The organism is Pseudomonas sp. CYM-20-01 (assembly GCF_023169845.1).
Classification (GTDB): Bacteria; Pseudomonadota; Gammaproteobacteria; order Pseudomonadales; family Pseudomonadaceae; genus Aquipseudomonas; species Aquipseudomonas azotoformans.
Genome location: NZ_AP025169.1, coordinates 2,017,971 through 2,042,826 on the forward strand (window position 1 = coordinate 2,017,971; position 24,856 = coordinate 2,042,826).

20 protein-coding genes are annotated in these 24,856 nt (G+C 60.7%); 13 read left to right on the forward strand and 7 right to left on the reverse strand.

What is annotated here, in order from left to right; all coding sequences use genetic code 11:
* Positions 1 to 87: 87 nt before the first annotated feature.
* Positions 88 to 333 (forward strand): sulfurtransferase TusA, encoded by a 246-nt coding sequence (gene tusA, locus M2497_RS09085; RefSeq protein ID WP_058425075.1) that lies wholly within the window; start codon positions 88 to 90, stop codon positions 331 to 333.
* Here tusA and M2497_RS09090 read toward each other — a convergent pair.
* Entirely contained in the window at positions 330 to 1,724 is a 1,395-nt protein-coding gene (locus M2497_RS09090; protein WP_248486998.1) for an MATE family efflux transporter, read from the reverse strand. The two genes, tusA and M2497_RS09090, sit on opposite strands and share 4 nt — an antisense overlap.
* 140 nt (positions 1,725 to 1,864) lie before the next feature.
* On the opposite strand from M2497_RS09090, the gene pdxB reads away from it, so the two are divergent.
* On the forward strand, positions 1,865 to 3,007 hold the full coding sequence (pdxB, locus tag M2497_RS09095) for a 4-phosphoerythronate dehydrogenase PdxB (RefSeq protein WP_248487000.1): 1,143 nt from the start codon (positions 1,865 to 1,867) through the stop codon (positions 3,005 to 3,007).
* Between the two features lie 53 nt (positions 3,008 to 3,060).
* On the opposite strand, the gene M2497_RS09100 is transcribed toward pdxB, so the two are convergent.
* Positions 3,061 to 3,234 carry a PA1571 family protein gene (locus M2497_RS09100; RefSeq protein ID WP_058425072.1) on the reverse strand — a complete coding sequence of 58 codons (174 nt, stop codon included), beginning with the start codon at positions 3,232 to 3,234 and terminating at the stop codon, positions 3,061 to 3,063.
* A 236-nt stretch (positions 3,235 to 3,470) separates the two neighbouring features.
* On the opposite strand from M2497_RS09100, the gene M2497_RS09105 reads away from it, so the two are divergent.
* The gene (locus tag M2497_RS09105) at positions 3,471 to 5,258 is read left to right on the forward strand and encodes an ABC transporter transmembrane domain-containing protein (protein WP_248487002.1); all 1,788 of its coding nucleotides are present in this window, start codon (positions 3,471 to 3,473) and stop codon (positions 5,256 to 5,258) included.
* Between the two features lie 159 nt (positions 5,259 to 5,417).
* On the opposite strand, the gene M2497_RS09110 is transcribed toward M2497_RS09105, so the two are convergent.
* Entirely contained in the window at positions 5,418 to 7,346 is a 1,929-nt protein-coding gene (locus M2497_RS09110; RefSeq protein WP_248487004.1) for a transglycosylase SLT domain-containing protein, read from the reverse strand.
* 212 nt (positions 7,347 to 7,558) lie between these two features.
* On the opposite strand from M2497_RS09110, the gene M2497_RS09115 reads away from it, so the two are divergent.
* Positions 7,559 to 9,481 carry an ATP-binding cassette domain-containing protein gene (locus M2497_RS09115; protein WP_222541211.1) on the forward strand — a complete coding sequence of 641 codons (1,923 nt, stop codon included), beginning with the start codon at positions 7,559 to 7,561 and terminating at the stop codon, positions 9,479 to 9,481.
* Between the two features lie 170 nt (positions 9,482 to 9,651).
* Here the strand turns inward: M2497_RS09115 and M2497_RS09120 are convergent, their stop codons facing one another.
* Positions 9,652 to 10,092, reverse strand: coding sequence for a universal stress protein (locus M2497_RS09120; RefSeq protein WP_024074077.1), 441 nt, complete (start codon positions 10,090 to 10,092; stop codon positions 9,652 to 9,654).
* A 106-nt stretch (positions 10,093 to 10,198) separates the two neighbouring features.
* Between M2497_RS09120 and M2497_RS09125 the strand changes: the two genes are divergently transcribed.
* The 7 genes from M2497_RS09125 to M2497_RS09155 all read left to right on the forward strand — a co-directional run bounded on the left by M2497_RS09125 (position 10,199) and on the right by M2497_RS09155 (position 18,619).
* Positions 10,199 to 10,636, forward strand: a complete 438-nt coding sequence (locus M2497_RS09125) for a hypothetical protein (RefSeq protein ID WP_248487006.1) — start codon at positions 10,199 to 10,201, stop codon at positions 10,634 to 10,636.
* A gap of 448 nt (positions 10,637 to 11,084) precedes the next feature.
* The gene (fadB, locus tag M2497_RS09130; RefSeq protein ID WP_248487008.1) at positions 11,085 to 13,232 is read left to right on the forward strand and encodes a fatty acid oxidation complex subunit alpha FadB; all 2,148 of its coding nucleotides are present in this window, start codon (positions 11,085 to 11,087) and stop codon (positions 13,230 to 13,232) included.
* Between the two features lie 29 nt (positions 13,233 to 13,261).
* The gene (gene fadA, locus M2497_RS09135; RefSeq protein ID WP_016975260.1) at positions 13,262 to 14,437 is read left to right on the forward strand and encodes an acetyl-CoA C-acyltransferase FadA; all 1,176 of its coding nucleotides are present in this window, start codon (positions 13,262 to 13,264) and stop codon (positions 14,435 to 14,437) included.
* Between the two features lie 97 nt (positions 14,438 to 14,534).
* Positions 14,535 to 14,771: a DUF1653 domain-containing protein gene (locus M2497_RS09140; protein WP_010212074.1), complete on the forward strand. Its 237-nt coding sequence runs from the start codon at positions 14,535 to 14,537 to the stop codon at positions 14,769 to 14,771.
* 114 nt (positions 14,772 to 14,885) lie between these two features.
* Positions 14,886 to 17,507 carry a type I DNA topoisomerase gene (gene topA / locus M2497_RS09145; RefSeq protein WP_058425065.1) on the forward strand — a complete coding sequence of 874 codons (2,622 nt, stop codon included), beginning with the start codon at positions 14,886 to 14,888 and terminating at the stop codon, positions 17,505 to 17,507.
* A 236-nt stretch (positions 17,508 to 17,743) separates the two neighbouring features.
* On the forward strand, positions 17,744 to 18,265 hold the full coding sequence (locus tag M2497_RS09150) for a DUF6586 family protein (RefSeq protein ID WP_248487010.1): 522 nt from the start codon (positions 17,744 to 17,746) through the stop codon (positions 18,263 to 18,265).
* Between the two features lie 120 nt (positions 18,266 to 18,385).
* Entirely contained in the window at positions 18,386 to 18,619 is a 234-nt protein-coding gene (locus M2497_RS09155) for a hypothetical protein (protein ID WP_010212068.1), read from the forward strand.
* A gap of 229 nt (positions 18,620 to 18,848) precedes the next feature.
* On the opposite strand, the gene sulA is transcribed toward M2497_RS09155, so the two are convergent.
* Entirely contained in the window at positions 18,849 to 19,322 is a 474-nt protein-coding gene (sulA, locus tag M2497_RS09160) for an SOS-induced cell division inhibitor SulA (RefSeq protein WP_248487011.1), read from the reverse strand.
* Between the two features lie 10 nt (positions 19,323 to 19,332).
* Positions 19,333 to 19,941 (reverse strand): transcriptional repressor LexA, encoded by a 609-nt coding sequence (gene lexA / locus M2497_RS09165; RefSeq protein WP_003172575.1) that lies wholly within the window; start codon positions 19,939 to 19,941, stop codon positions 19,333 to 19,335.
* A gap of 263 nt (positions 19,942 to 20,204) precedes the next feature.
* On the opposite strand from lexA, the gene M2497_RS09170 reads away from it, so the two are divergent.
* Positions 20,205 to 20,912, forward strand: coding sequence for a TetR/AcrR family transcriptional regulator (locus M2497_RS09170; RefSeq protein ID WP_058425062.1), 708 nt, complete (start codon positions 20,205 to 20,207; stop codon positions 20,910 to 20,912).
* Positions 20,913 to 21,048: 136 nt separating this feature from the next.
* Positions 21,049 to 22,059: a beta-N-acetylhexosaminidase gene (nagZ, locus tag M2497_RS09175; RefSeq protein WP_248487012.1), complete on the forward strand. Its 1,011-nt coding sequence runs from the start codon at positions 21,049 to 21,051 to the stop codon at positions 22,057 to 22,059.
* A gap of 101 nt (positions 22,060 to 22,160) precedes the next feature.
* On the opposite strand, the gene M2497_RS09180 is transcribed toward nagZ, so the two are convergent.
* Positions 22,161 to 24,851, reverse strand: coding sequence for a DEAD/DEAH box helicase (locus M2497_RS09180; RefSeq protein WP_248487013.1), 2,691 nt, complete (start codon positions 24,849 to 24,851; stop codon positions 22,161 to 22,163).
* Positions 24,852 to 24,856: the final 5 nt, after the last annotated feature.

The following is a 24,856-nucleotide window of genomic DNA, read 5'->3' on the forward strand; positions in this document are numbered from 1 at the left end:
CAGTCGAAACTTATGTTGAATGTGCCCGTGTCTTCGCGGGCAAGCCCGCTCCCACCTTTGGAGCGGCATCCGTTTCAGGAGTGATGTATGAACCTCGATTTGCCCGTCGACGCCACCCTCGACGCCACCGGCCTCAACTGCCCGGAGCCGGTGATGATGCTGCACCAGCATATCCGTGACCTGCCACCCGGCGGCTTGCTCAAGGTGATCGCGACCGACCCGTCCACGCGCCGCGATATTCCCAAGTTCTGCGTGTTTCTGGATCACGAACTGGTGGATCAGCAGGAACAGGCCGGTACGTACCTGTACTGGATCCGCAAGAAGTCTGCTTAACCCTGCGCTTTATCTACGCGGATGCGCCGGCGTGCACTGCGCGCCAGGCGCACCAGCAGCATCCCCGCGGCGCAGCTCAGGCCCACGATCAGCCCTTGCCATAAGCCGCTCGGGCCGCTCGGTTCGCCGAGCCAGTCGGTCAGGCCCAGGGCATAACCCACCGGCAGGCCCACGCCCCAATAGGCGAACAGGGTCAGCACCATGGTGACACGGGTGTCCTGGTAGCCACGCAAGGCGCCGGCGGCAGTGACCTGGATCGAATCACTGAACTGGAACAGCGCTGAAAACACGATCAGCGTGGATGCCAGGTGGATGACGATCGGGTCCGGGGTGTAGATCGCCGCAATCTGCTCGCGCAACAGCAGCATCAAGCTGCATGAAAGGCACGCGTAGGCCAGCGCCGTGCCCATGCCGACACCCGCGGCGAAGCGTGCTTCACGCGGTTCACCACGGCCCAGGGCCTGGCCGACCCGTACGGTGACCGCCATGCTCAGCGAGTAGGGAATCATGAACACCAGCGAGCTGACGTTCAGCGCGATCTGATGGCCCGAGACCACCGTGGCGCCGAGGCTGCCGATCAGCAGGGCGATGACCGCGAAAATGCTGGACTCAGCAAAGATCGCGATGCCAATCGGCAAGCCAATCCCGAGTACGCGCTTGATCACCGCCCATTGCGGCCAGTCGAAGCGCTTGAACAACTCGCTGCTCTGGTACGCCGGGCCGAAGCGTGTCCACACGGCCAGGCCAATCACCATCGCCCACATCGAAAGGGCCGTGGCCCAGCCGCAGCCCACGCCGCCCATGGCCGGTACGCCGAGGTGGCCGTAGATGAAGATGTAGTTCAGCGGAATATTCAGCGCCAGGCCGACCAGGCCCATGACCATGCTCGGCCGTGTGCGGCCCAGGCCGTCGCTGAAGCAGCGCAGCACGTAGTACAGCGCGATGGCCGGCATGCCCGAAGCGATGCCGTGCAGGTAGCCCATGGACGGTTTGATCAGGTCGGCCTCGACCTTCATCCAGTGCAGGATTGGTTCCGCGCACAACAGCAACAGCCCGCCTACGATGCCGACCACAATCGCCAGCCACAGCGACTGGCGCACCAGTGGCCCGATCTCGGTGAATTTCCCGGCACCGTAGCGCTCGGCGACTTTTGGCGTGGTGGCCAGCAGCGTGCCGCTCATCAGCAGGTACACCGGAATCCAGATCGAGTTGCCCAGGCCCACCGCCGCCAAGTCTTGGGGGCTGACGCGTCCGGCCATCACCGCATCGACAAAACTCATCGCCGTCGTGGCCAGTTGACCGATCATGATCGGCAGGGCAAGCGTCAGCAGGCCGCGCACTTCCCGGCGAATGCGGGCGGGGCGGGTAAGGGGGGCGGTGGCAGTGTTCACGTACAGGTGTCCAGTCGAGGGCAGCGCAAGGACGGCGGATTCTACGCGCTGACGCATCGGTCAGGAAAAAACCTGTGTTAGCGATTTGTAAGCGAGGGCTGCGATCCCTGTACACTGCGGGTCCGCCTAAGGAGCCTGCCATGCTGATTGTTGCCGACGAAAATATTCCGCTGCTCGATGCCTTCTTCCAGGGTTTCGGTGAAATTCGCCGCGTGCCTGGCCGCTCCATTGACCGTGCGACGGTCGAGCAGGCCGATGTATTGCTGGTGCGCTCGGTGACCAACGTCAACCGTGCCCTGCTCGATGGCACGAACGTGCGCTTTGTCGGCACCTGCACCATCGGCACCGATCATCTGGACCTCGACTACTTCAAACAGGCCGGCATCCAGTGGTCCAGCGCCCCCGGCTGTAACGCCCGTGGCGTGGTGGATTATGTGTTGGGCAGCCTGATGACGCTGGCCGAGATCGAAGGCGCCGACCTTAACCAGCGCACCTACGGCGTGGTTGGCGCCGGTGAAGTCGGCGGGCGACTGGTCAAGGTGCTCAAGGGCCTGGGCTGGAACGTGCTGGTCTGCGACCCGCCCCGGCAGATCGCCGAAGACGGCGATTACGTCAGCCTGGCGCAGATCATCGAGCAGTGCGACGTGATCAGCCTGCACACACCGCTGACCAAGTCCGGTAACGGCTCCACCTGGCACCTGTTCGACCGCCAACGCCTTGAGCAGCTCAAGCCCGGTACCTGGCTGATCAACGCCAGCCGTGGCCCGGTGGTCGACAATGCCGCCCTGCGCGAGGTGCTGCTGGAGCGCGAAGACCTCCAGGCGGTGCTGGATGTGTGGGAGGGTGAGCCGGAAGTTGACGTCGACCTGGCTGATTTGTGCGTGCTGGCCACGCCGCATATCGCTGGCTACAGCCTGGACGGCAAGCAGCGCGGTACGGCGCAGATCTATCAGGCGTTCTGCGCGCACCTGGGGCAGGAGCCGAGCATTCAATTGCGTGATTTGCTGCCACCGCCGTGGTTGGCCGAGGTGCAGCTGAATGCGTCTACCGACCCGGCCTGGGCGCTGGCGACGCTGTGCCGCAGCGTGTACGACCCGCGTCGTGATGATGCGGATTTCCGCCGCAGCCTGGTAGGAACGGTGGACGAGCAGCGCAAGGCGTTTGACCTGCTGCGCAAGCACTACCCCGAGCGCCGCGAGATCGATGGTTTGAAGGTGCGCATCCTGGGTGAGTCGGCTGTGTTGTCGAACATCGTGTCCGCGTTGGGCGCCGAAGCGGTTTAGAGACCAATAAAAAACCCGGCCACCAGGGCCGGGTTTGAAAGAGCGTGGGCGCTTCAGCCTTGCTGGGCAGGCTTGACCAGTCGCTGTTCCAGTTCGCTGCACGCTTGCTGGATCATCTCTTCGGTGATCTGCACTTCGCGGCCTTGGGCGTCAATGTACGAGCAAGGCAACTGCTGCGGCTGGCGGATCACTTCAATCTTGGCATCGCTGCTGTTCTGCAAGGTCATGGCCTGTCTCCTCATCAGGTTGTGTACCTACTCTAAAGCCCGCGCGTGACCAGGCTGTTACAACTCCCTGCCAGGTCAGCGGTTCGAACACTCAGTCCACCAGAAACCAATACAAATTTCCAGCCAGGGGTTAGACCGATAGCCTCTAGGGATCAGCATCGGCGGGCATAATTAACCTGACTCATTGCTATTCGCCCAAGTTCCCCCCATGTAGGTGTACAGACTTCTCATTGGTGATGCTCTCCATGTTCTCAGTCCGTCAACGCCGTGCCATTCGCCTGGCCAGTCGATTCATCGCGCCTTACCGCTGGCAGGCGCTTGGCGCCCTGTTGGCGCTGATCGTCACGGCCGGCATCACCTTGTCCATGGGGCAGGGCATCCGCCTGCTGGTGGACCAGGGGTTCATGACCCGGTCGCCGCACTTGCTCAACCAGTCCATCGGGCTGTTCATGATCCTGGTGCTGGGCCTGGCTGTCGGCACCTTTGCGCGGTTCTACCTGGTGTCGTGGATCGGCGAGCGGGTGGTCGCGGATATCCGCCGGCAGGTGTTCAATCACCTGATCTACCTGCATCCGGGCTTTTATGAGAACAATCGCAGTTCGGAAATCCAGTCACGCTTGACCACTGACACTACGCTGCTGCAATCGGTGATCGGTTCGTCGCTGTCGTTGTTCCTGCGCAATGCCTTGATGGTCATCGGTGGCATCGTGCTGCTGTTCGTCACCAATCCCAAGCTCACCAGCATCGTGGTGGTGGCGCTGCCGCTGGTGCTGGCGCCGATCCTGATCTTCGGCCGGCGCGTGCGCAGCTTGTCGCGCCAGAGCCAGGACCGCATCGCCGATGTGGGCAGCTATGTGTCAGAAACCCTCGGCCAGATCAAGACCGTGCAGGCCTACAACCACCAGGTGCAGGACGAACAGCGCTTCGCCGTCACCGTGGAAGATGCCTTCACCACCGCACGCAAGCGCATCACCCAGCGTGCGTGGCTGATTACCCTGGTGATCATGCTGGTGCTCGGCGCCGTGGGCGTGATGCTGTGGGTCGGCGGCATGGACGTGATCAGTGGGCGTATTTCCGGCGGCGAGCTGGCGGCGTTTGTGTTCTACAGCCTGATTGTCGGCAGCGCGGTCGGCACCCTCAGCGAGGTGCTTGGCGAGCTGCAACGTGCCGCCGGTGCCGCCGAGCGCATTGGCGAGTTGTTGCAGTCGAGCAACGAAATCCAGGCGCCGGTCGCCGGCACTGTCCAGTTGCCGGCGCGGGTCAGCGGGCGCATGGAGCTGCAGGACCTGCGCTTTTCCTATCCTTCACGGCCGGACAGCTATGCCATCGACGGCCTGAACCTGACCATCAACCCTGGCGAAACCCTGGCGTTGGTCGGCCCTTCCGGTGCGGGCAAATCGACGATCTTCGACTTGCTGCTGCGCTTCTACGACCCCCAGCAAGGCCGGATCCTCATTGAAGGCCACCCGCTGACCGAACTCGACCCCATGGACCTGCGCCGCCACTTCGCCCTAGTGTCCCAGAGCCCGGCGCTGTTCTATGGCAGCGTTGAAGAGAACATCCGCTACGGCAACCCGACGGCCACCCAGGAACAGGTCGAAGCAGCGGCGCGCATTGCCCACGCCCACGATTTCATCCTGCAAATGCCCGACGGTTACCAGACCCACCTGGGCGACGGCGGCATGGGCCTCTCTGGTGGACAACGCCAGCGCTTGGCCATCGCACGGGCGTTGCTGGTGGACGCGCCGATCCTGCTGCTGGACGAAGCCACCAGCGCCCTGGATGCGCAGAGTGAACACCTGATCCAGCAAGCGCTGCCGCAATTGATGCAGGGGCGCACTACGCTAGTGATCGCCCATCGACTGGCCACGGTGAAGAACGCCGACCGGATTGCCGTGATGGACCAGGGCAAGCTGGTGGCGGTGGGGACACATCAGCAGTTGATTGCGAGCAATGCGTTGTATGCAAGGTTGGCGGCGTTGCAGTTCAGTGACGGGGCCGAGGTCGGAAAAAGCGAACGTTAACGCGGCCTATGTGGTGAACAAGCTTGTTGTGGCGAGCGGGCTTGCCCCGCGTTGGGCTGCGTAGCAGCCCCAAAACGTCACACTGCTTGGCCTGGATTGGGAGCGCTTCGCACTCCAACGCGGGGCAAGCCGGCTCGCCACAAATGCCAGCTCATGAACTCACTGATCATCAAAATAACGCTCATGCCAATCCACCAACGGCTGCGGTGAATTGAGCTTCTGCCCGTAGATCACCGAATAAGACAGCACGTTCTGCACATACTGGCGGGTTTCGTCGAACGGAATGCTCTCCACCCACACATCGAAGCTCAGGTGGTCGGCGCCGCGCAACCATTGGCGCACACGGCCGGGGCCGGCGTTATACGCGGCGGAGGCGAGTACGCGGTTGCCGTTGAACTGGCTGTGCACCTGGCTCAGGTAGGCGGCGCCGAGCTGGATGTTTTTGTCCGGGTCCAGCACCTGGGCCGGGGAGGCCAGGGGGATGCTGAACTTGCGTGCGGTTTCCTTGGCGGTGCCGGGCATCAGTTGCATCAGGCCGCTGGCGCCGACGCCGGAGCGCGCGTCGTCCATGAAGGCGCTTTCCTGGCGGGTGATCGCGAACACCCAGCTCGAATGCAAGCCGCGCACCTTGGCTTCACGCACCAGGGTATCGCGGTGGGCCATCGGGAAACGGATGTCCAGATCGTCCCAGTACTGCGCCTGGCTGATGGTGCGGATGGCCGGGAAGTACCACTTCATGTCGTAGGCCAGCTTGGCCTGGGCGACCATTTCGTCGCGGTTGAAGTGACGGCTGACGTGGTACCACTCGCGGCGGCCATCGACCACCTGGCCGCGTGCATAGAACTCCAGGGCGCGGCGCACGCCCGGGGTATTGCGCACTTTGTTGACCAGCGCCTGGCTCATCAGCAGGGGTTTGTTCTTCAACTGGTACGGGGCCTTGGAGCGATCGGCGGCAAGGAAACCGTAGAAGTCACGCTCCTGCGCCAGGTGCTTGTACAAGACCAGCGCTTGCGGGTTCTTCGGCTCGGCCAGTTCCAGGCTGCGGGCCTGCCAGTAGCGCCAGCGGTTGGTGATGGCCAGGTCTTGTGGCAGTTTGCGGGTCAACTGGTAGGCATCTTCCCAGCGGGCCAGGCGCAGCAGCAGGCGCAGGCGCCACTCGGACACGGTGTTGTCGCGCAACTCGGGATCGTACTTGGTCATCACCTCAAGGGCGCGCGGGTCATAGCGCTTGGCCAGGGTGAGGCCGATTTCCCGGGCGATCGACACTTTTTCGTCACGGGAGAAGTGCATGCTGCTGGCGTAGCCGTCGAGCAGGGCCATGGCCTTGTCCGGATCCTGGCGTGCCAGGCGGCGCAGGCCCAGGCCTACGGCGTCGGACATGGCCTCGGTGGCCGGCAGGAAGCGCGAGGGGTCGCTGAGCATGTCCGGCTTTTGCGCCACGTCCACCATCAAGCGGCCTTGCGGGCCCAGCGTGCGCAGGGTTTTCACCAGGCTGTTGGCCAGCGCGTAGTTGCGTGCTTCGGCGGCGAGTTTGGCGCGGTCCCAGATCTTCTGTTCGGTGAGTTGGCCGTCAGCCGCCCATTGGCCAAAGGTGACATCGCAGGCAGCCGGTTGGGACTTGCCTGTCATCCAGAGTTTTTCGGCGGTCTTGTAGCCCTCGGCCTTCAGATTATGGGTGAGCTGGTACTGGCCGTGCAGGCAGTCCAGTTCGACGAAATTGAGCTTGGCATCGTAGTACTTTTCAAAGGTCTGCCAGTCGCCGCGTTCGGCCAGCCAGCGCAACCAGCGCAGTTTCATCCAGTTGGCCTGGGGCAGGTCGCCGTTTTTGGCGAGGAACTGCTCGATTTCCTGGTTGCTCGCGGTTTTCAGGCGGGCGGTCAGTTCGTCGTAGGCCAGATAGGGTGTCAACGGGTAGTCGGCCAGGGCCTGGCTGTATTGCATGTACGGCCCGGTATCGCCCTTGGCCAGGGCGCGTTTGGCTTCATCGTAGTATTGACGTTGGGTGGTGAGGTCCACGGCCTGGGCGGATTGAACGGCGGTGGCGGAAAGAAGCAGACAAGATAAAAAGCTGAAAAGGCGACTGCGCATGAGACGTCCGTGCAGAGGAATCTGGACAAGTGCCGGCATCGCCGACACTGATTGCCCCTAGCTTAGCCTTTTGCCTGACGCCGGTGAAAGCTTTGACGGCCGCTTCGTTCAAGTTCCTCGGAAATGTCTCTCAGAGTATGTCGACTGAGAAAATCCCGGCCGCCTCAGCCCCTAACTCAGGTAGAATGCGCGCCCAGTTTTTGGAGAAGCGTATGACCCTGCTCAAATTCAGCGATGTGTCCCTTGCTTTCGGCGCCATGCCGTTGTTGGACAAGGTGTCCTGGCAGATCGCCCGTGGTGAGCGGGTGTGCATCATCGGCCGCAACGGCACCGGCAAATCCAGCATGATGAAGCTGGTCAAGGGCGACCAGAAGCCCGATGACGGCTCCGTATGGCGCGCGCCGGGCCTCAAGATCGGCGAATTGCCGCAAGAATTGCCGGTGGCCGACGGACGGACAGTGTTCGACGTGGTTGCCGAAGGCCTCGACGGCGTTGGCGCACTGCTCGCCGAATACCATCACCTGGCACAGAACTGTGTCACCGAAGATGACCTGAACAAGCTGATGCACGTCCAGCAAGACCTGGAAGCTCGTGATGGCTGGCGCTTGCAGCAATTGGTCGACAGCACCCTGAGTCGCCTGCAACTGCCGGCGGACAAGACCCTCGCCGAGTTGTCCGGCGGCTGGCGTCGTCGCGTGCTGCTGGCCCAGGCCCTGGTGTCCGAGCCTGATTTGCTGCTGCTCGACGAACCGACCAACCACCTGGACATCGGCGCGATTGCCTGGTTGGAAGAAGCCCTCAAGGAATTCCAGGGCGCCGTGCTGTTCATCACGCACGACCGTTCCTTCCTGCAGAACCTGGCAACGCGCATCCTGGAACTGGATCGTGGTGGCTTGATCGACTGGAACGGCGACTACGCCAGTTTTCTGGTGCACAAGGAAGCCGCGCTGGCCGCCGAAGAAACCGCCAACGCGCTGTTCGACAAGAAACTGGCCCAGGAAGAAGTCTGGATCCGCCAGGGTATCAAGGCCCGTCGCACCCGTAACGAAGGCCGCGTACGCGCCCTGAAAGCCCTGCGTGTTGAGCGCAGCGAGCGTCGCGAGCGTACCGGCAAGGCGAATATCCAGCTGGACACCGCCGACAAGTCGGGCAAACAGGTGATGGTGCTGGAGAACGTCAGCTTCCATCACCCGGATGGCCCGTTCCTGATCAAGGACTTTTCCATGGTCCTGCAGCGCGGCGACCGTATCGGCCTGCTGGGCGCCAACGGTACTGGCAAGACCACCTTGCTCAAGCTGATGCTCAACGGCTTGCAGCCGACCAGCGGTAAAGTGGAGGAGGGCACGCGGATCGACGTGGCCTACTTCGACCAGTTGCGCCATCAGTTGGACCTGGAAAAGACCGTAATCGACAACGTCGCTGAAGGCCGCGACTTTATCGATATCGACGGCCAGAGCCGTCACGTGCTCAGCTACTTGGGCGACTTCCTGTTCAGCCCGCAGCGTGCGCGTACCCCGGTGAAAGCCTTGTCCGGTGGTGAGCGTGCGCGCCTGCTGCTGGCCAAACTGTTCAGCAAGCCGGCCAACCTGCTGGTCCTCGACGAACCGACCAACGACCTCGACGTGGAAACCCTCGAGCTGTTGGAAGAAGTGCTGCTGACCTTCAACGGCACCGTGCTGATGGTGAGCCACGACCGGGCATTCCTCGACAACGTGGTCACCAGCACCCTGGTCTTCGAAGGTGAGGGCAAGGTGCGTGAATACGTCGGTGGTTACCAGGACTGGCTGCGCCAGGGCGGTTCCCCGCGATTGCTGGGCGTGACCGAGAGCAAGTCCGGCAAAGCCGACTTGACCTCCGCCGTCGTGACCCCGGTGGTCGCTGCTGCTGCACCGGCCCAGGACGCTGCGCCGGCGACCAAGAAGAAACTCAGCTACAAGCTGCAGCGTGAGCTGGAAGCCTTGCCGGGTGATATCGACGCCAAGGAACAGCAGATTGCCGCGGTAGAAGCGCAAATGGCTGACGCGGGGTTCTACCTGCGTCCGGCGGCGGAAACCGCCGAGGTCATCGCTTCCCTGGAGAAACTGAACCAGGAGCTGGAAGTGTTGGTCGAGCGTTGGGCTGAGTTGGATGCCTGAGTGATTTCAGCGCATTAAAAAAGCCCGGCGTTCATCAGATGAGCACCGGGTTTTTTATAGGAAATACGATTCAAACTGTGGGAGGGGGCTTGCCCCCGATTGCAGTGGGACAGCAGGTGAATGTGTAGCTGACACACCGCTATCGGGGGCAAGCCCCCTCCCACATGGTCTTACGAACTTTTGACCAGTCTTACCGCCAGCACATCGCATGGCGCACCGTGCAATACATCGTTGGCCGTGGAGCCTAGCAACAGTGCGAGCCCATGACGGCCATGGCTACCGACCACGATCAGGTCACAACCCTTTTCTTTGGCCAGGTGGTGGATTTCCTGGCGCGGTTGGCCGTAGGTCAGGTGGCAGTCTTCCTTTTTCAGGTGCGGGTACTTGAGAATCAAACGGTCCAGACGCTCTTTGGCCTGGTCGAATTGTTGTTGCTGCAACTGGGAAAGGTCCATCGGCACGTCACCGCCAAAGGCCATGGCCATGGGCTCGACGATGTGCACCAGTGACAGTACGGCACCATTGGCCAATGCAGATTCCTGCGCGCGCTTGATCACTGGATCGCACTCTTCGGTCAGATCGACAGCGACCAGAATATGTTGGTAGGGCATGAGGCGTTCCTCCAGGGGGACTGCAATAGATTCAGTATGGCTGCTTTCAAGCGGATAGGGTTGCGTCAGATCAAATCCGCTCATCTGTAAATTCGGGAGTACACATATGACGGTCTGGATAGTGGTGTCAATCCTTGTGGTGGTGCTGAGCCCCCTGGCATGGCTGCGCCCGTCGCGCCACCAGAGCGGACGCATGGCCCTGCGCATGGAGGCGCGCCGCATCGGCCTGGCCATGCAACTGGCGCCCCAGGAGTGGCCGCACTGGCTCAAGCAGGAGCCGCCGAGCCCTTGCGCGCAGTACTGCCGGCCACGGCGCGGCAGTACGCCGGCGATCTGGTGTTATTGGCAGTTGGAGCCAAGTGTGTGGGTCAATCAGTGGCGTGAAGTGTGCGTCGATGAAAAGTTGTTGCCGCATTTTGCGACGCTGCCGGACAACGTCTACAAGATCGAAGCCGACAAGCAGATGATCGCCCTGTATTGGGGCGAGAAGGGCGAGGCGAGCGTGTTGAAGGATATCGATGCGCTGCTCAAGGAGTTGGCCTGAATTGCAGGCAATAAAAAGCCCGACAATCATCATCGGGCTGGAGTTGGCCAGGCAGGCCGGTAAATCTTTGGTTGCGGCTAGCCTAGCCGCATATCCCATTCTGTACAGCCTTTTCCCACATCTTTTCTATTATTGATTTCGTGAATATTTGAATATTGGCGAGGCGCACGTATGAGGGCGGGGTTCTGAACTGACTGGAAAGTCGCGTTTTTCCTAGCCTTTGGAGCGATTGACAATTGCCCGGAATTGGATGAAGGTGGCGTACCCAAATCAAACGGGCGTATGAATTGAGCGTTTGTCTGTCAGACGACTCATACAGAATCCCGACTATCGCATTGGCGGGTGTGCCTGGCGGATTGGCGTGAACATTGAAGATTTCATCAATGTCCAACCCATAGGCCAGCGTCCAATGTGTACTGTTCAGCTTCCATATCGTGGAGATCAGTTGATGATTTACGAAGGTAAAGCCATCACGGTTAAGGCTCTTGAAAGTGGCATCGTCGAACTGAAATTCGACCTCAAGGGTGAGTCCGTCAACAAGTTCAACCGTCTAACCCTGAATGAATTGCGTCAGGCCGTAGACACCATCAAAGCAGATGCTTCGGTCAAGGGCGTGATCGTCTCCAGTGGCAAGGACGTGTTCATCGTCGGCGCTGACATCACCGAATTCGTCGACAACTTCAAGCTGCCCGATGCCGAGCTGGTGGCTGGCAACCTCGAAGCCAACAAGATTTTCAGCGATTTCGAAGACCTCAACTTACCGACCGTGGCTGCCATCAACGGCATCGCGTTGGGCGGCGGCCTGGAAATGTGCCTGGCGGCGGACTTCCGCGTCATGTCGGCCACCGCCAAGATCGGCCTGCCTGAAGTCAAGCTGGGCATCTATCCAGGTTTTGGCGGCACCGTGCGTTTGCCGCGCCTGATCGGTGCCGACAACGCCATCGAGTGGATTGCCGCCGGTAAGGAAAACCGTGCTGAAGACGCGCTGAAAGTCGGGGCTGTCGACGCTGTAGTTGCGCCGGACAAACTGGCCGAAGCCGCATTGAACCTGATCAAGGGCGCCATCAGCGGCGAATTTGACTACAAGGCCAAGCGTCAGCCGAAGCTGGAAAAACTCAAGCTCAACGCCATCGAACAAATGATGTCGTTCGAAACCGCCAAAGGTTTCGTGGCTGGCCAGGCCGGCCCGAACTACCCAGCGCCGGTTGAAGCGATCAAGACCATCCAGAAAGCCGCGAACTTCGGTCGCGACAAGGCCCTGGAAGTGGAAGCGGCTGGTTTCGTCAAACTGGCGAAAACCTCTGCGGCCCAGAGCCTGATCGGCCTGTTCCTGAACGATCAGGAACTGAAGAAAAAGGCCAAGGCCTATGACGAAATCGCCCGCGACGTGAAACAGGCTGCCGTACTCGGCGCCGGTATCATGGGCGGCGGTATCGCCTATCAGTCGGCGTCCAAAGGCACGCCGATCTTGATGAAAGACATCAACGAGCACGGCATCGAGCAAGGCCTGGCAGAAGCCGCCAAGCTGCTGGTCGGTCGTGTGGACAAAGGTCGTATGACCGCTGCGAAGATGGCTGAGGTGCTTAACGGCATTCGTCCTACGCTGTCCTACGGCGATTTCGGCCATGTCGACCTGGTGGTCGAAGCGGTTGTCGAGAACCCGAAGGTCAAGCAAGCCGTACTGGCTGAGGTGGAAGCCCAGGTCAAAGACGACACTATCCTGGCGTCCAACACCTCGACCATTTCCATCTCGCTGCTGGCCAAGGCCCTCAAGCGTCCGGAAAACTTCGTCGGCATGCACTTCTTCAACCCGGTGCACATGATGCCGCTGGTGGAAGTCATCCGTGGCGAGAAATCCAGTGAGTTGGCCGTTGCCACCACCGTTGCCTACGCCAAGAAAATGGGCAAGAACCCGATCGTGGTCAATGACTGCCCGGGCTTCCTGGTCAACCGCGTACTGTTCCCATACTTCGGCGGTTTCGCCAAGCTGGTCAGCGCCGGCGTGGACTTCGTGCGTATCGACAAGGTCATGGAAAAATTCGGCTGGCCCATGGGCCCGGCGTACCTGATGGACGTGGTCGGCATCGACACCGGCCACCATGGTCGCGACGTGATGGCTGAAGGCTTCCCGGACCGCATGAAAGACGACCGCCGCTCGGCGATCGACGCGCTGTACGAGGCCAAGCGCCTGGGCCAGAAGAACGGCAAGGGCTTCTACGCCTACGAGGCCGACAAGAAGGGCAAGCAGAAGAAAGTCGCCGACCCGTCGGTGCACGAAGTGCTGGCTCCGGTCATCTACGAGCAGCGTGAGGTGTCCGACGAGGACATCATCAACTGGATGATGATCGCCCTGTGCCTGGAAACCGTGCGTTGCCTGGAAGACGGCATCGTTGAAACCGCCGCCGAAGCCGACATGGGCCTGGTGTACGGTATTGGTTTCCCTCCATTCCGTGGTGGTGCACTGCGTTACATCGATTCGATCGGTGTGGCTGAGTTCGTTGCCCTGGCTGACAAATACGCTGATCTGGGCCCGCTGTACCACCCGACCGCGAAGCTGCGTGAAATGGCCAAGAACGGCCAGAGCTTCTTCGGTTAAGCGCCCAGACGACTAGAGCGAGAATATTTATGAGCTTGAATCCAAGAGACGTGGTGATTGTCGACTTCGGTCGCACACCGATGGGCCGCTCCAAGGGCGGCATGCACCGCAACACCCGTGCCGAAGACATGTCGGCGCACCTGATCAGCAAGCTGCTGGAACGCAACGTCAAGGTCGACCCGAACGAAGTCGAGGACGTGATCTGGGGTTGCGTCAACCAGACCCTGGAACAGGGCTGGAACATCGCGCGCATGGCCTCCTTGATGACCCAGATCCCGCACACCGCTGCCGGCCAGACCGTCAGCCGCCTGTGCGGTTCGTCGATGAGCGCGCTGCACACCGCCGCCCAGGCGATCATGACCGGTAACGGTGATGTGTTCGTGGTCGGTGGCGTGGAGCACATGGGCCACGTCAGCATGATGCACGGCGTCGACCCTAACCCGCACATGTCGCTGTACGCGGCAAAAGCCTCGGGCATGATGGGCCTGACCGCGGAAATGCTCGGCAAAATGCACGGCATTACCCGTGAAGCCCAGGACGCGTTCGGCCTGCGTTCCCACCAGTTGGCTCACAAGGCGACCGTGGAAGGCAAGTTCAAGGATGAAATCATCCCGATGAACGGCTACGACGAGAACGGTTTCCTGAAACTGTTCGACTACGACGAAACCATTCGTCCGGACACCACCCTGGAAAGCCTGGCGGCGCTCAAGCCTGCTTTCAATCCAAAGGGCGGCACCGTGACAGCCGGTACGTCGTCGCAAATCACCGACGGTGCCTCGTGCATGATCGTGATGTCGGCGCAGCGTGCCCAGGACCTGGGTATCCAGCCGCTGGCCGTGATTCGTTCGATGGCAGTGGCGGGTGTGGACCCGGCGATCATGGGCTATGGTCCAGTACCGGCCACACAAAAAGCCTTGAAGCGCGCGGGCTTGACCATCAACGACATCGACTTCTTCGAGCTCAACGAAGCTTTCGCCGCACAGGCCCTGCCGGTGCTGAAAGATTTGAAAGTACTCGACAAGATGAATGAGAAGGTTAACCTGCACGGCGGCGCGATTGCCCTGGGCCACCCATTCGGTTGCTCCGGTGCGCGGATTTCTGGCACTTTGCTTAACGTGATGAAGCAAAATGGCGGCAACCTTGGGGTTGCAACCATGTGCATTGGTCTCGGCCAAGGCATTTCCACCGTCTTCGAACGCGTTTAAGCGTTGGGTTGACGGAAGCCGGGGCCCAGTGCCCCGGTTTTTGTTTTTTGGAATTTTTAATATTTTTTTTCAACAAATTTTGTAAGAGGGCCAGAGCATGAAAGTCGAACCAGGGCTCTACCAGCATTATAAAGGTCCGCAGTACCGTGTTTTCAGTGTGGCGCGGCACTCCGAGACCGAAGAAGAAGTGGTGTTCTACCAAGCTCTGTATGGCGATTACGGCTTTTGGGTGCGCCCATTGAGCATGTTTCTGGAGACCGTCGAAGTTGACGGCGAGCAGGTCCCGCGCTTTGCTTTGGTCCAGGCCGAACCCAGTCTTTTTTCAGGGCAATAACGGCAGGTCGCGCAGACTGCTGCGCTTGACCTCACCTTGTTGCCACTATATATAGCGTTGCCGCGACAGGCGCCAACTGCCTTTCACTTCTCGAATTCAGGAATTTTCCGATCCATGGGCAAATCGCTGGTCATTGTGGAATCCCCGGCTAAGGCCAAGACCATCAACAAGTACTTGGGCAACGAGTACGTGGTGAAGTCGAGTATCGGCCATATCCGAGACCTGCCCACCAGCGGTTCGGCTAGCGCCAGCAAGGAGCCAGCCGCCAAGCGCGGCAAGGCGGCTGCGGGCGAAGGTCCGGTGCTCACCCCTAAAGAGAAAGCGCGCAAGCAGCTGGTCTCGCGTATGGGGGTGGACCCGGATCATGGCTGGAAGGCCAAGTATGAAATCCTTCCCGGCAAGGAAAAGGTCATCGAGGAGCTGCGTCGGCTCGCCAAGGATGCTGACACCATCTATCTCGCGACGGACTTGGACCGCGAAGGGGAAGCCATTGCCTGGCACCTGCGGGAAGCCATCGGCGGTGATGACAGCCGCTACAAGCGCGTGGTGTTCAACGAAATCACCAAGAAAGCCATTCAGGAAGCCTTCTCCAAGCCAGGCGAACTGGACATCGACCGCGTCAACGCCCAGCAGGCGCGTCGCTTCCTCGACCGCGTGGTGGGTTACATGGTCTCGCCGCTGCTGTGGGCGAAGATCGCCCGTGGTCTGTCGGCCGGCCGAGTGCAATCGGTTGCGGTGAAGCTGGTGGTGGAGCGTGAGCGCGAGATCCGTGCGTTCATCCCTGAAGAGTACTGGGAAGTACACGCTGACCTCGGCACCGCCAAGGGCGCCAATGTGCGCTTTGAAGTGGCCCGTGAGAAAGGCGAGGCCTTCAAGCCGCTGAACGAAGCCCAGGCCATGGCCGCGCTGGAAAAGCTCAAGGCTTCCAGCTACAGCATCGTCAAGCGTGAAGACAAACCGACCAGCAGCAAGCCGTCGGCACCGTTCATCACCTCGACCCTGCAACAGGCCGCGAGCAACCGCCTGGGCTTTGGTGTGAAGAAGACCATGATGATGGCCCAGCGCTTGTACGAAGCCGGCTACATCACGTATATGCGTACCGACTCCACCAACCTGTCGGTGGACGCGGTCGCCATGGCGCGTACCTATATCGAAAGCGAATTCGGCAAGAAGTACCTGCCGGAGAAGCCGAACGTCTACAGCAGCAAGGAAGGCGCACAAGAGGCTCACGAAGCGATTCGTCCTTCCGACGCCAACACCACGCCTGCCAAGCTCAGTGGCATGGAGCGCGACGCTGAGCGCCTCTACGAGCTGATCTGGCGCCAGTTCCTGGCCTGCCAGATGCTGCCGGCGCAATACCTGTCCACTACCGTGAGCGTGGGCGCTGGCGACTTCGAGCTGCGTGCCAAGGGCCGTATCCTCAAGTTTGATGGCTACACCCGCGTGATGCCGCAGATCGCCAAGCCGGGCGATGATGACGTGCTGCCAGACATGGCCCAGGGCGATACGCTGAAGCTGATCAAGCTCGACCCGTCCCAGCATTTCACCAAACCGCCGGCGCGCTACTCCGAGGCCAGCCTGGTAAAAGAGATGGAAAAACGTGGTATCGGTCGTCCTTCGACCTACGCGGCGATCATCTCCACCATTCAGGACCGTGGCTACGTGGCGCTGCACAACCGTCGTTTCTATTCGGAAAAGATGGGCGATATCGTCACCGAGCGTCTGTCCGAGAGCTTCTCCAACCTGATGGACTACGGCTTCACCGCCGGTATGGAAGAGAACCTCGATGACGTGGCCCAGGGCGAGCGCGACTGGAAAAACGTGCTGGACGAGTTCTACGGCGACTTCAAGAAGAAGCTCGAGGTGGCCGAAAGCCCTGAGAGTGGCATGCGTGCCAACCAGCCGGTGATGACCGATATTCCGTGCCAGACCTGTGGCCGCCCAATGCAGATTCGTACTGCATCCACCGGCGTGTTCCTCGGTTGTTCGGGTTACAGCCTGCCGCCGAAAGAGCGCTGCAAGGCCACCGTCAACCTGGTGCCGGGCGACGAAATCGCCGCCGATGACGAGGGCGAGTCCGAGTCGCTGGTACTGCGTGGCAAGCACCGCTGCCCGATCTGCAGCACGGCGATGGACGCCTACCTGTTGGACGAGAAGCACAAGCTGCACATCTGCGGTAACAACCCGGATTGCAACGGCTACGAGATCGAGGAAGGCACTTATCGCATCAAGGGCTACGAAGGTCCGAGCCTGGAGTGTGACAAGTGTGGCAGCGAGATGCAGCTCAAGACTGGCCGTTTTGGCAAGTTCTTCGGTTGCACCAACCCGACCTGCAAGAACACCCGCAAGCTGCTCAAAAGTGGTGATGCGGCGCCGCCGAAGATGGATCCGGTGAAGATGCCGGAGCTCAAGTGCGAGAAGGTCAACGACACCTACATCCTGCGTGACGGGGCTTCGGGGTTGTTCCTGGCTGCGAGCCAGTTCCCGAAAAACCGTGAGACCCGTGCACCGCTGGTGCTGGAGATCGTGCCGCACAAGGATGAGATCGATCCGAAGTACCACTTCCTGTGTGAAGCACCGAAGAAGGATCCGGATGGTCGCCCGGCCGTGATCCGCTACAGCCGCAAGACCAAGGAGCAGTATGTGCAGTCCGAAGTGGACGGCAAGCCGACCGGTTGGAAAGCGTTCTACGACGGTGGCAAGTGGAAGGTCGAGGACAAGCGTCAGGGCGCTTGATCCGGCGGATGCGCTGAAGATCCAATGTGGGAGGGGGCTTGCCCCCGATAGCAGCATATCAGTCAACATGTGTATGACTGATACTCCGCTATCGGGGGCAAGCCCCCTCCCACATTTGGGTCTGTTTGGTTCTTTAGGCCCGCATAGGCAGCGGTTTATTGCACTTGCAGTAGGTTCGGCTGATCCGTGAAACTGTTCAGCCAGCATCACGCTTATTCGTTGTGGAGATTGCCGTCATGGCCTACGAACTCTATACCCGTACCAATCAGAAAATTTACTTCGCGGGTTTGTCCCTGGAAGCCCTTGGCCGTGCCGAGGAAGGGAAGGAGATGAATGCCATCGCGCTGGTCCAGGCGGGGCGTGAAGCGGCGTTGTTCCACCTGTACGGCGCCTTGCTGGGCCTGTGCCACGAAATCGCCGGCTTTTACCGTCTGCCCCAGGCCGGCTCGCCCCGTGCTGAAATGATCATGAATCGCGAAGTGCTCGATTCGATGGCGATTCCTGAATTGGCCGAGCTGGTGGAAATGGCGCAAAGCCCCGACAGTTGGGTTGCACGCCTACTCAAGGCGCATGCCGATATGTTCCAACCGCCGCGCATTCCCCATGTGCCCAAGGGGGATGTGACTCAGCCGCTGATTGTGGCGGTTGCGGTGGAAGACGAAGAACCCAAGCCGTTGAGCCGCGAAGAGCTGGAAGGCTGGCGCCAGGAATTGAAAAAAATGGCGTTGCGCTTTCGCGAAGGCCTCAACGAGTGCTGATCATTCTGTAGGAATTGGATAGCGACCATTCATCAAGCTGTCAAGAAACCTGTTCAGATCCTCTGCGAGGCTGGGTGGATGACTGATATAATCCCGGCCTTTCGTGGAGAACAGACTTTTATGCCGACGTCCTTTCTGGAAATTGTTGAGTTGCCTGACGGCCGAATCGAGCTGCGCCGGGCTGAGGACGAAGGTTCTCTGGTCATTCTGGATTTTTCCGAGGACGCCAAGGTGTTCCTGCAGGGCCAACACGTGGAAGTGGCTAAAGCCATGTTGAGCGTGGGTGTGCAGATGGCAGGTCGCCTGGCAGAAGGCGAACCGGAGAAAGAAGACGGGCCGCGGGTTCTTCACTGAGTTCTGTGGTGAAGGAGTCTGGGGTGGTTAGACAGGCTTCTGTGGTGAGCTAGCTTGCTTGTAGTGAGTGGACTTGCCCCGCGCAGGGCTGCGCAGCAGCCCTAAATAGATTGACGCAGTACATCAGGTATTCCACGGTGCTTGGTTTTGGGGCCGCTTCGCAGCCCAGCGCGGGGCAAGCCCGCTCACCACAGAAGCCCGCATGTCACAGGACTTCGGTCGATCAGCACTAGCCCAATCGAATATTCAAACTCTGCGCATCACCCGTACGAGCAGCGCTGATCAACTGCTGCTTGGCGCTGACACTCAGTGGATTCAACCAGCTCACCACTGTATGGCTGCGGCCCAGGCGAAGTGCTTCGCAGGTCAACTGTTGGGCACTTTGCGCGCCGCGTGGTTGCAGCAGCAGGATGCGCTCGCGATTGAGGCCGGCGTCCCGTAGCCAGGCCTGGGTCAGGCTGGCGGGCGGGGCGATCAGTGTCAGCCAGCGGGCGTCCTGCTCTTCGCTCAACTCGCGCAGGATGGGCGCCAGCAGGCTCAGGCAGCTCCCTGCTGCACCGCGCAACGACAATTCACTGAACGCCTCAGGCTCGGCGCTCCAGGGCGCTTCGATCGTTTCCTTGAGGATGGGCGCAAGGGGTTGGGCCATGAAGGCCTCGAACAGCGACAGTTGTGTGTGTTGTGGGGTGTGGACGAGCTGCATGATGCCTCCTTTAGCGGCGAATGACGCCGACGCTCAGGCCTTCGATCACCAGGTCCTGGTCTTTCAGGTTCACTTCAATCGGGGCGAACTCAGGGTTCTCGGCCAGGAGCCAAACCTTGCTGCCTTCGCGCTTGAAGCGTTTGACGGTGACTTCATCGCCGATTCGGGCGACGACGATCTGGCCATTACGGGCTTCGCGGGTGGTGTGGACGGCCAGCAGGTCGCCGTCGAAGATGCCCACGTCCTTCATGCTCATGCCATGGACCCGCAACAGGTAGTCGGCGCGAGGGTGGAAGAAGGTAGGGTTGATGTTGCAGGACTCCTCGACGTGCTGCTGCGCCAGGATCGGCGCACCGGCGGCGACGCGGCCGATGATCGGCAGGGTCGATTCGTCGGCCTTGGCCTCGAAGCCAGGGATGCGAATACCGCGTGAGGCACCGGGGGTCATCTCGATCGCGCCTTTGCGAGCGAGGGCCTTGAGGTGTTCCTCGGCGGCGTTGGGGGACTTGAACCCCAGTTCCAGCGCAATCTCTGCTCGTGTCGGCGGGTAGCCGTTGTCATCGAGGCAGCGCTTGATAAAAGCCAGAATCTCAGCTTGGCGTGGCGTCAGTTTTAGCATGTTGATCGCTCTGTCTTTTTATACAGTGACTGGGATTATATACAGTGAACTGCGCTTGGCAATCATCCTTTTCCAGCCCTCCGCTGGACGGTCATCCCTGAGGCTTCCCACAGGCCCGAGATAGCGCTGCCTACAGATCAATAGAGATGTGATTAAATAGCGATGAAATACATGACTGCCCGGCCGGAAAGCGAACTCGCAGGCTTGACAAGACACACCCTGAAACGTATGTTTCAAACAAGTGTTTGTCAGGCGGAGTAGCCATGGCCCAGTCGGAAACCGTTGAACGCATTCTCGATGCTGCCGAGCAATTGTTCGCGGAAAAAGGATTTGCTGAAACTTCATTGCGGCTGATCACCAGCAAGGCTGGCGTCAACCTCGCTGCAGTGAACTATCACTTCGGCTCGAAAAAGGCCCTGATCCAGGCGGTGTTTTCGCGTTTCCTGGGGCCGTTCTGCGCCAGTCTCGACCGTGAGCTCGAGCGTCGCCAGGGCAAGGCTGACCACAAGCCGACACTCGAAGAGCTGCTGGAAATCCTCGTTGAGCAAGCGCTGGTGGTTCAACCGCGCAGCGGCAACGACCTGTCCATCTTCATGCGCCTGCTCGGCCTGGCGTTCAGCCAGAGCCAGGGTCACCTGCGGCGTTACCTGGAAGACATGTACGGGAAGGTATTTCGTCGCTATATGTTGCTGGTCAACGAGGCTGCCCCGCGTATTCCGCCCATCGAGCTGTTCTGGCGCGTGCACTTCATGCTCGGTGCGGCGGCGTTCAGCATGTCCGGGATCAAGGCGCTGCGGGCCATTGCCGAGACCGATTTCGGCGTCAACACCTCTATTGAGCAGGTGATGCGCCTGATGGTGCCATTCCTGGCTGCCGGCATGCGTGCCGAAACCGGCGTGACCGACCCGACGATGGCGGCCGCCCAATTGCGCCCGCGCAGCAAATCCGCGCCAACCCCCGCCAAGGTTTGACCCTGCCGGGTGTGCGCAGCCGCTTGCATCCGCTAAGCTAGCGGCCCATGCCGAATTCAGCTATTTACTCGCAACCTGTTGTGCTCACTGTGCCTGGTGGGTGCAACGGGTTGTGCGCGTTATATAAGGAAGGTTTATGACTGCTGCCCTGCAAGGTTCATTGATGGTCGACGTTGCCGGCACTTGGCTCACGGCCGAGGACCGCCATCTGCTGCGCCAGCCTGAGGTGGGCGGCCTGATCATTTTTGCACGCAACATCGAGCACCCGCGCCAGGTGCGCGAGTTGAGTGCGGCGATTCGTGCAGTGCGCCCGGACCTGCTACTGGCGGTCGACCAGGAAGGTGGTCGCGTACAACGCCTGCGTCAGGGCTTTGTGCGCCTGCCGGCCATGCGTGCCTTGGCGGATAACCCGAATGCGCAATACCTGGCCGAGCAGTGCGGCTGGATCATGGCCACCGAAGTACTGGCCGTGGGCCTGGACCTGAGCTTCGCCCCAGTGCTGGACCTGGATTACCAGCGCAGCGCTGTGGTCGGCACCCGTTCCTTCGAGGCCGACCCCGAGCGCGCCGCTGTGCTGGCGGGTGCATTCATCCGTGGCATGAACAGCGCCGGTATGGCCGCCACCGGTAAGCATTTCCCCGGTCACGGTTGGGCCGAGGCCGATTCCCACGTCGCCATTCCCAATGATGAGCGTAGCCTGGAACAGATTCGCGCCAATGACTTGGTGCCTTTCGCACGCCTGAGTCAGCAACTGGCGGCTGTCATGCCCGCGCACGTCATCTACCCGCAAGTCGACACCCAGCCAGCCGGCTTCTCGCGCCGCTGGTTGCAAGACATCCTGCGCGGTGAGTTGCAGTTCGATGGGGTGATTTTCAGCGATGACCTGTCCATGGCAGGTGCCCATGTGGTGGGCGATGCCGCCAGCCGCATCGAAGCGGCGCTGACAGCTGGTTGCGACATGGGGCTGGTCTGCAACGATCGCGCAGCTGCCGAATTGGCGTTGAGCGCCGCCCAGCGGATGAACGTCAAGCCTTCGGCGCGCATCGCACGCATGCGCGGCCAGACGGTCGCCTCGACTGAGTACAAACAGGATCCGCGTTGGTTGGCGGCGCTGACTGCGTTGCGGGATGCTCAGCTGATTGAGTGAAGACCGCGTCGCGCCCATCGGGGGCAAGCCCCCTCCCACATTTTGATCTGTGAACCTGGTCAAGTGTGGGAGGGGGCTTGCCCCCGATGGCGATGTTACCGTCAACGCTTCTCTTGCTTATGCGGCAACGGCGCAAACAGCGCTTCGATATCCTCGTTGCCCAATTGCCAATCCCCGGTCGTACGGCCATCCAGCACACCTGCCGCCAGGTCGGACTTTTCCTTTTGCAGGTGCTGGATTTTCTCCTCCACCGTGCCGCGGGCAATCATCTTGTAGACAAACACCGGCTTCTCTTGACCGATGCGATACGCACGGTCAGTCGCCTGGTTCTCCGTCGCCGGGTTCCACCAGGGGTCATAGTGGATCACCGTGTCGGCTTCGGTCAGGTTCAAGCCCACACCACCGGCCTTCAGGCTGATCAGGAAAATCTGCAGCTTGCCGCTCTGGAAGTCCTTCACCGGCGTGCGCCGATCCCGCGTCTGGCCGGTCAACAAGGCGTAGGCAACACCGCGCTGTTTCAGCTCGGCTTCGATCAGGCTCAACATCGAGGTGAACTGGGAAAACAGCAGGATCCGTCGACCTTCCTCAAATAACTCCTCAAGCATTTCCATCAAGCTATCGAGCTTGCCTGAACTGCTGCCACGGGCGGGCAGGGTGGCGTCGTTGACCAGGCGCAAGTCGCAGCACACCTGGCGCAACTTCAGCAGCGCCTCAAGAATGATGATCTGGCTGCGTGCCACGCCCTTGCGGGTGATCTCGTCGCGCACCTTCTTGTCCATGGCCAGGCGCATGGTTTCGTACACGTCGCGCTGGGCCTCGTTGAGGTCGACCCAATGGATGATCTCGGTCTTGGGCGGCAGCTCCGTGGCCACCTGTTCCTTGGTACGGCGCAGCAGGAAGGGTTTGATCCGGCCGTTGAGGTGCTGCAGTCGTATGTCGCTGGCGCGCTTTTCGATGGGTACGCGGTAGTCGCGGTTGAAGCTTTTTACGTCACCCAGCCAGCCCGGCAGCAGGAAGTGGAACAACGACCACAGCTCACCCAGGTGGTTTTCCAGCGGCGTACCGCTCAGGCACAGGCGCTGTCGCGCATTCAGTTCGCGTGCCGCCTGGGCCGCCTTGCTGGACGGGTTCTTGATGTACTGGGCTTCATCGAGGATGAGCACATGCAGGGGCAGCGCCTTGAGCTGTTCGATGTCCTTGGGCAGCAAGGCGTAGGTGGTCAGCAGCAGGTCGTAGTCCTGCAGGTTCGCAAAATGTTTCTTGCGAGCTGCGCCGTACAGCGCCAACACCTTGAGTTGCGGCGTGAAGTGCGCTGCTTCATCCAGCCAATTGGGGATCAGACTGGTGGGCATCACCACCATGCAGGGGCGATCCAGGCGCCCGGCGTTTTTTTCGCTGAGAATATGCGCCAGGGTCTGTAAGGTCTTGCCCAGCCCCATGTCATCCGCAAGTATCCCGCCTACATCGAGCTGGCGCAGCGACTGCATCCAGCTCAAGCCTTCCAGTTGGTACGGACGCAAGGTCGCGTTCAGCCCTTCGGGCGCCACACAGGTGAAATCCTTGATGTCCCGCAGGCGTTGGGCGAAGTTGCGGATTTTTTCGCCACCTTCCCATTGCAGCGGCAGGTCTTCCAGCGGGTTAAGGCGAATCGCATCGGCCTTGGCCAGGCGCAGAGTGGTGGCGCCGGCTTCCTGTAGATAAAACTCACCGAGGGTAGCCAGCACCGGTTTCAGTCGGCCATAAGGCAGCGCCACTTGTATCGGGTCGTGGCCATTGGGCAGGCCAGGGATATTCACCAGGATCAGCTCATCATCGCGGCGCCGCGCCAGCTTCTCCGGGTTGAGGATCTCGGTGTGGGAGCGCATCAGATTCAACAGGATCGGCAACAGGCTCAGGCGCTCGCCGTTGACGATGATCCCCAGCTCCAGGTCGAACCAGTCGCGCTCCGGCCCTTCATCAACCGTGGCATACCAGTCATCGACGGCGCTCAGGTCGAAGCCGAAATCATCATCGATCAGCAGCTCCCAGCCCTCGGCCCGCAAGGTCGGCGTGGCATTGAGGGTGAAGGTCAGCCAGGCACTGTCATTGACCATCTCGAACAACTCGCCGGCGCTTTCCGGCAGGGCCTTGCTCTGGCGCGTGGCGATCTTGAAACCCAGCAGGCGCAGTTGCTCGCGGTACGGCTGTTCCAGCTCGGGATGGCGCTTGATGCGCAGGCTCTGGGTGTCCTGGCGCACGATGATGTCGGCGTTTTTCTGCCCGCTGACATAGTTGCCCAAATAGTTGAACGACAGCGCCGCCCGATGCTGGATATAGCGCTGCATCTTGCCGTTGCGTGGTTCGAACGCGCTGAACTCAACACTGGCCATCCACAGGCGCGGCACCGGCACCACATCTTCCATGACCACCTGCGGCAACACCGCGCGGTTTTCCAGGACTGCCTGGAGCTTTTCCAGCAGCTCTGCATCCTGGGCGGCAGCGGGGAAGGCCAGGGTTTCCTGGACCTTGAGCAGTACCGCCGCGATGTGTTTGCAGTTGGTGTGCACCGGGCAAGTGCAGCGGCTGTCCACCAGAATCAACGTGCCCTTGGCCGATTCGCGCAGCGAAATGGTCTGCCGGTAGACGTTGCCGCCTGAGCCTTCGCAACTGGCGATGATGGTGCTGTCGCCGGATTCGACGATGCGCACCCGGTTCTCCAGGGCATAACGCCGCCCGCGCTCAAGGCTCTGCTCTTTAAAGCGATTGGCCCACGAAGGGGCCAGGGGTTTGGTCAGCGACGACGTCAGGGGCATGGCGT

Coding starts and splice junctions, on each gene's coding strand:
- M2497_RS09110 (WP_248487004.1), bottom strand. CDS start 7,346: ATGCGCAGTCGCCTTTTCAGCTTTTTATCTTGTCTGCTTCTTTCCGCC.
- M2497_RS09120 (WP_024074077.1), bottom strand. CDS start 10,092: ATGCCCTACCAACATATTCTGGTCGCTGTCGATCTGACCGAAGAGTGC.
- tusA (WP_058425075.1), top strand. CDS start 88: ATGAACCTCGATTTGCCCGTCGACGCCACCCTCGACGCCACCGGCCTC.
- topA (WP_058425065.1), top strand. CDS start 14,886: ATGGGCAAATCGCTGGTCATTGTGGAATCCCCGGCTAAGGCCAAGACC.
- M2497_RS09170 (WP_058425062.1), top strand. CDS start 20,205: ATGGCCCAGTCGGAAACCGTTGAACGCATTCTCGATGCTGCCGAGCAA.
- M2497_RS09100 (WP_058425072.1), bottom strand. CDS start 3,234: ATGACCTTGCAGAACAGCAGCGATGCCAAGATTGAAGTGATCCGCCAG.
- M2497_RS09115 (WP_222541211.1), top strand. CDS start 7,559: ATGACCCTGCTCAAATTCAGCGATGTGTCCCTTGCTTTCGGCGCCATG.
- M2497_RS09180 (WP_248487013.1), bottom strand. CDS start 24,851: ATGCCCCTGACGTCGTCGCTGACCAAACCCCTGGCCCCTTCGTGGGCC.
- sulA (WP_248487011.1), bottom strand. CDS start 19,322: ATGCAGCTCGTCCACACCCCACAACACACACAACTGTCGCTGTTCGAG.
- fadB (WP_248487008.1), top strand. CDS start 11,085: ATGATTTACGAAGGTAAAGCCATCACGGTTAAGGCTCTTGAAAGTGGC.
- M2497_RS09105 (WP_248487002.1), top strand. CDS start 3,471: ATGCTCTCCATGTTCTCAGTCCGTCAACGCCGTGCCATTCGCCTGGCC.
- M2497_RS09140 (WP_010212074.1), top strand. CDS start 14,535: ATGAAAGTCGAACCAGGGCTCTACCAGCATTATAAAGGTCCGCAGTAC.
- M2497_RS09155 (WP_010212068.1), top strand. CDS start 18,386: ATGCCGACGTCCTTTCTGGAAATTGTTGAGTTGCCTGACGGCCGAATC.
- lexA (WP_003172575.1), bottom strand. CDS start 19,941: ATGCTAAAACTGACGCCACGCCAAGCTGAGATTCTGGCTTTTATCAAG.
- M2497_RS09125 (WP_248487006.1), top strand. CDS start 10,199: ATGACGGTCTGGATAGTGGTGTCAATCCTTGTGGTGGTGCTGAGCCCC.
- nagZ (WP_248487012.1), top strand. CDS start 21,049: ATGACTGCTGCCCTGCAAGGTTCATTGATGGTCGACGTTGCCGGCACT.
- M2497_RS09150 (WP_248487010.1), top strand. CDS start 17,744: ATGGCCTACGAACTCTATACCCGTACCAATCAGAAAATTTACTTCGCG.
- pdxB (WP_248487000.1), top strand. CDS start 1,865: ATGCTGATTGTTGCCGACGAAAATATTCCGCTGCTCGATGCCTTCTTC.
- fadA (WP_016975260.1), top strand. CDS start 13,262: ATGAGCTTGAATCCAAGAGACGTGGTGATTGTCGACTTCGGTCGCACA.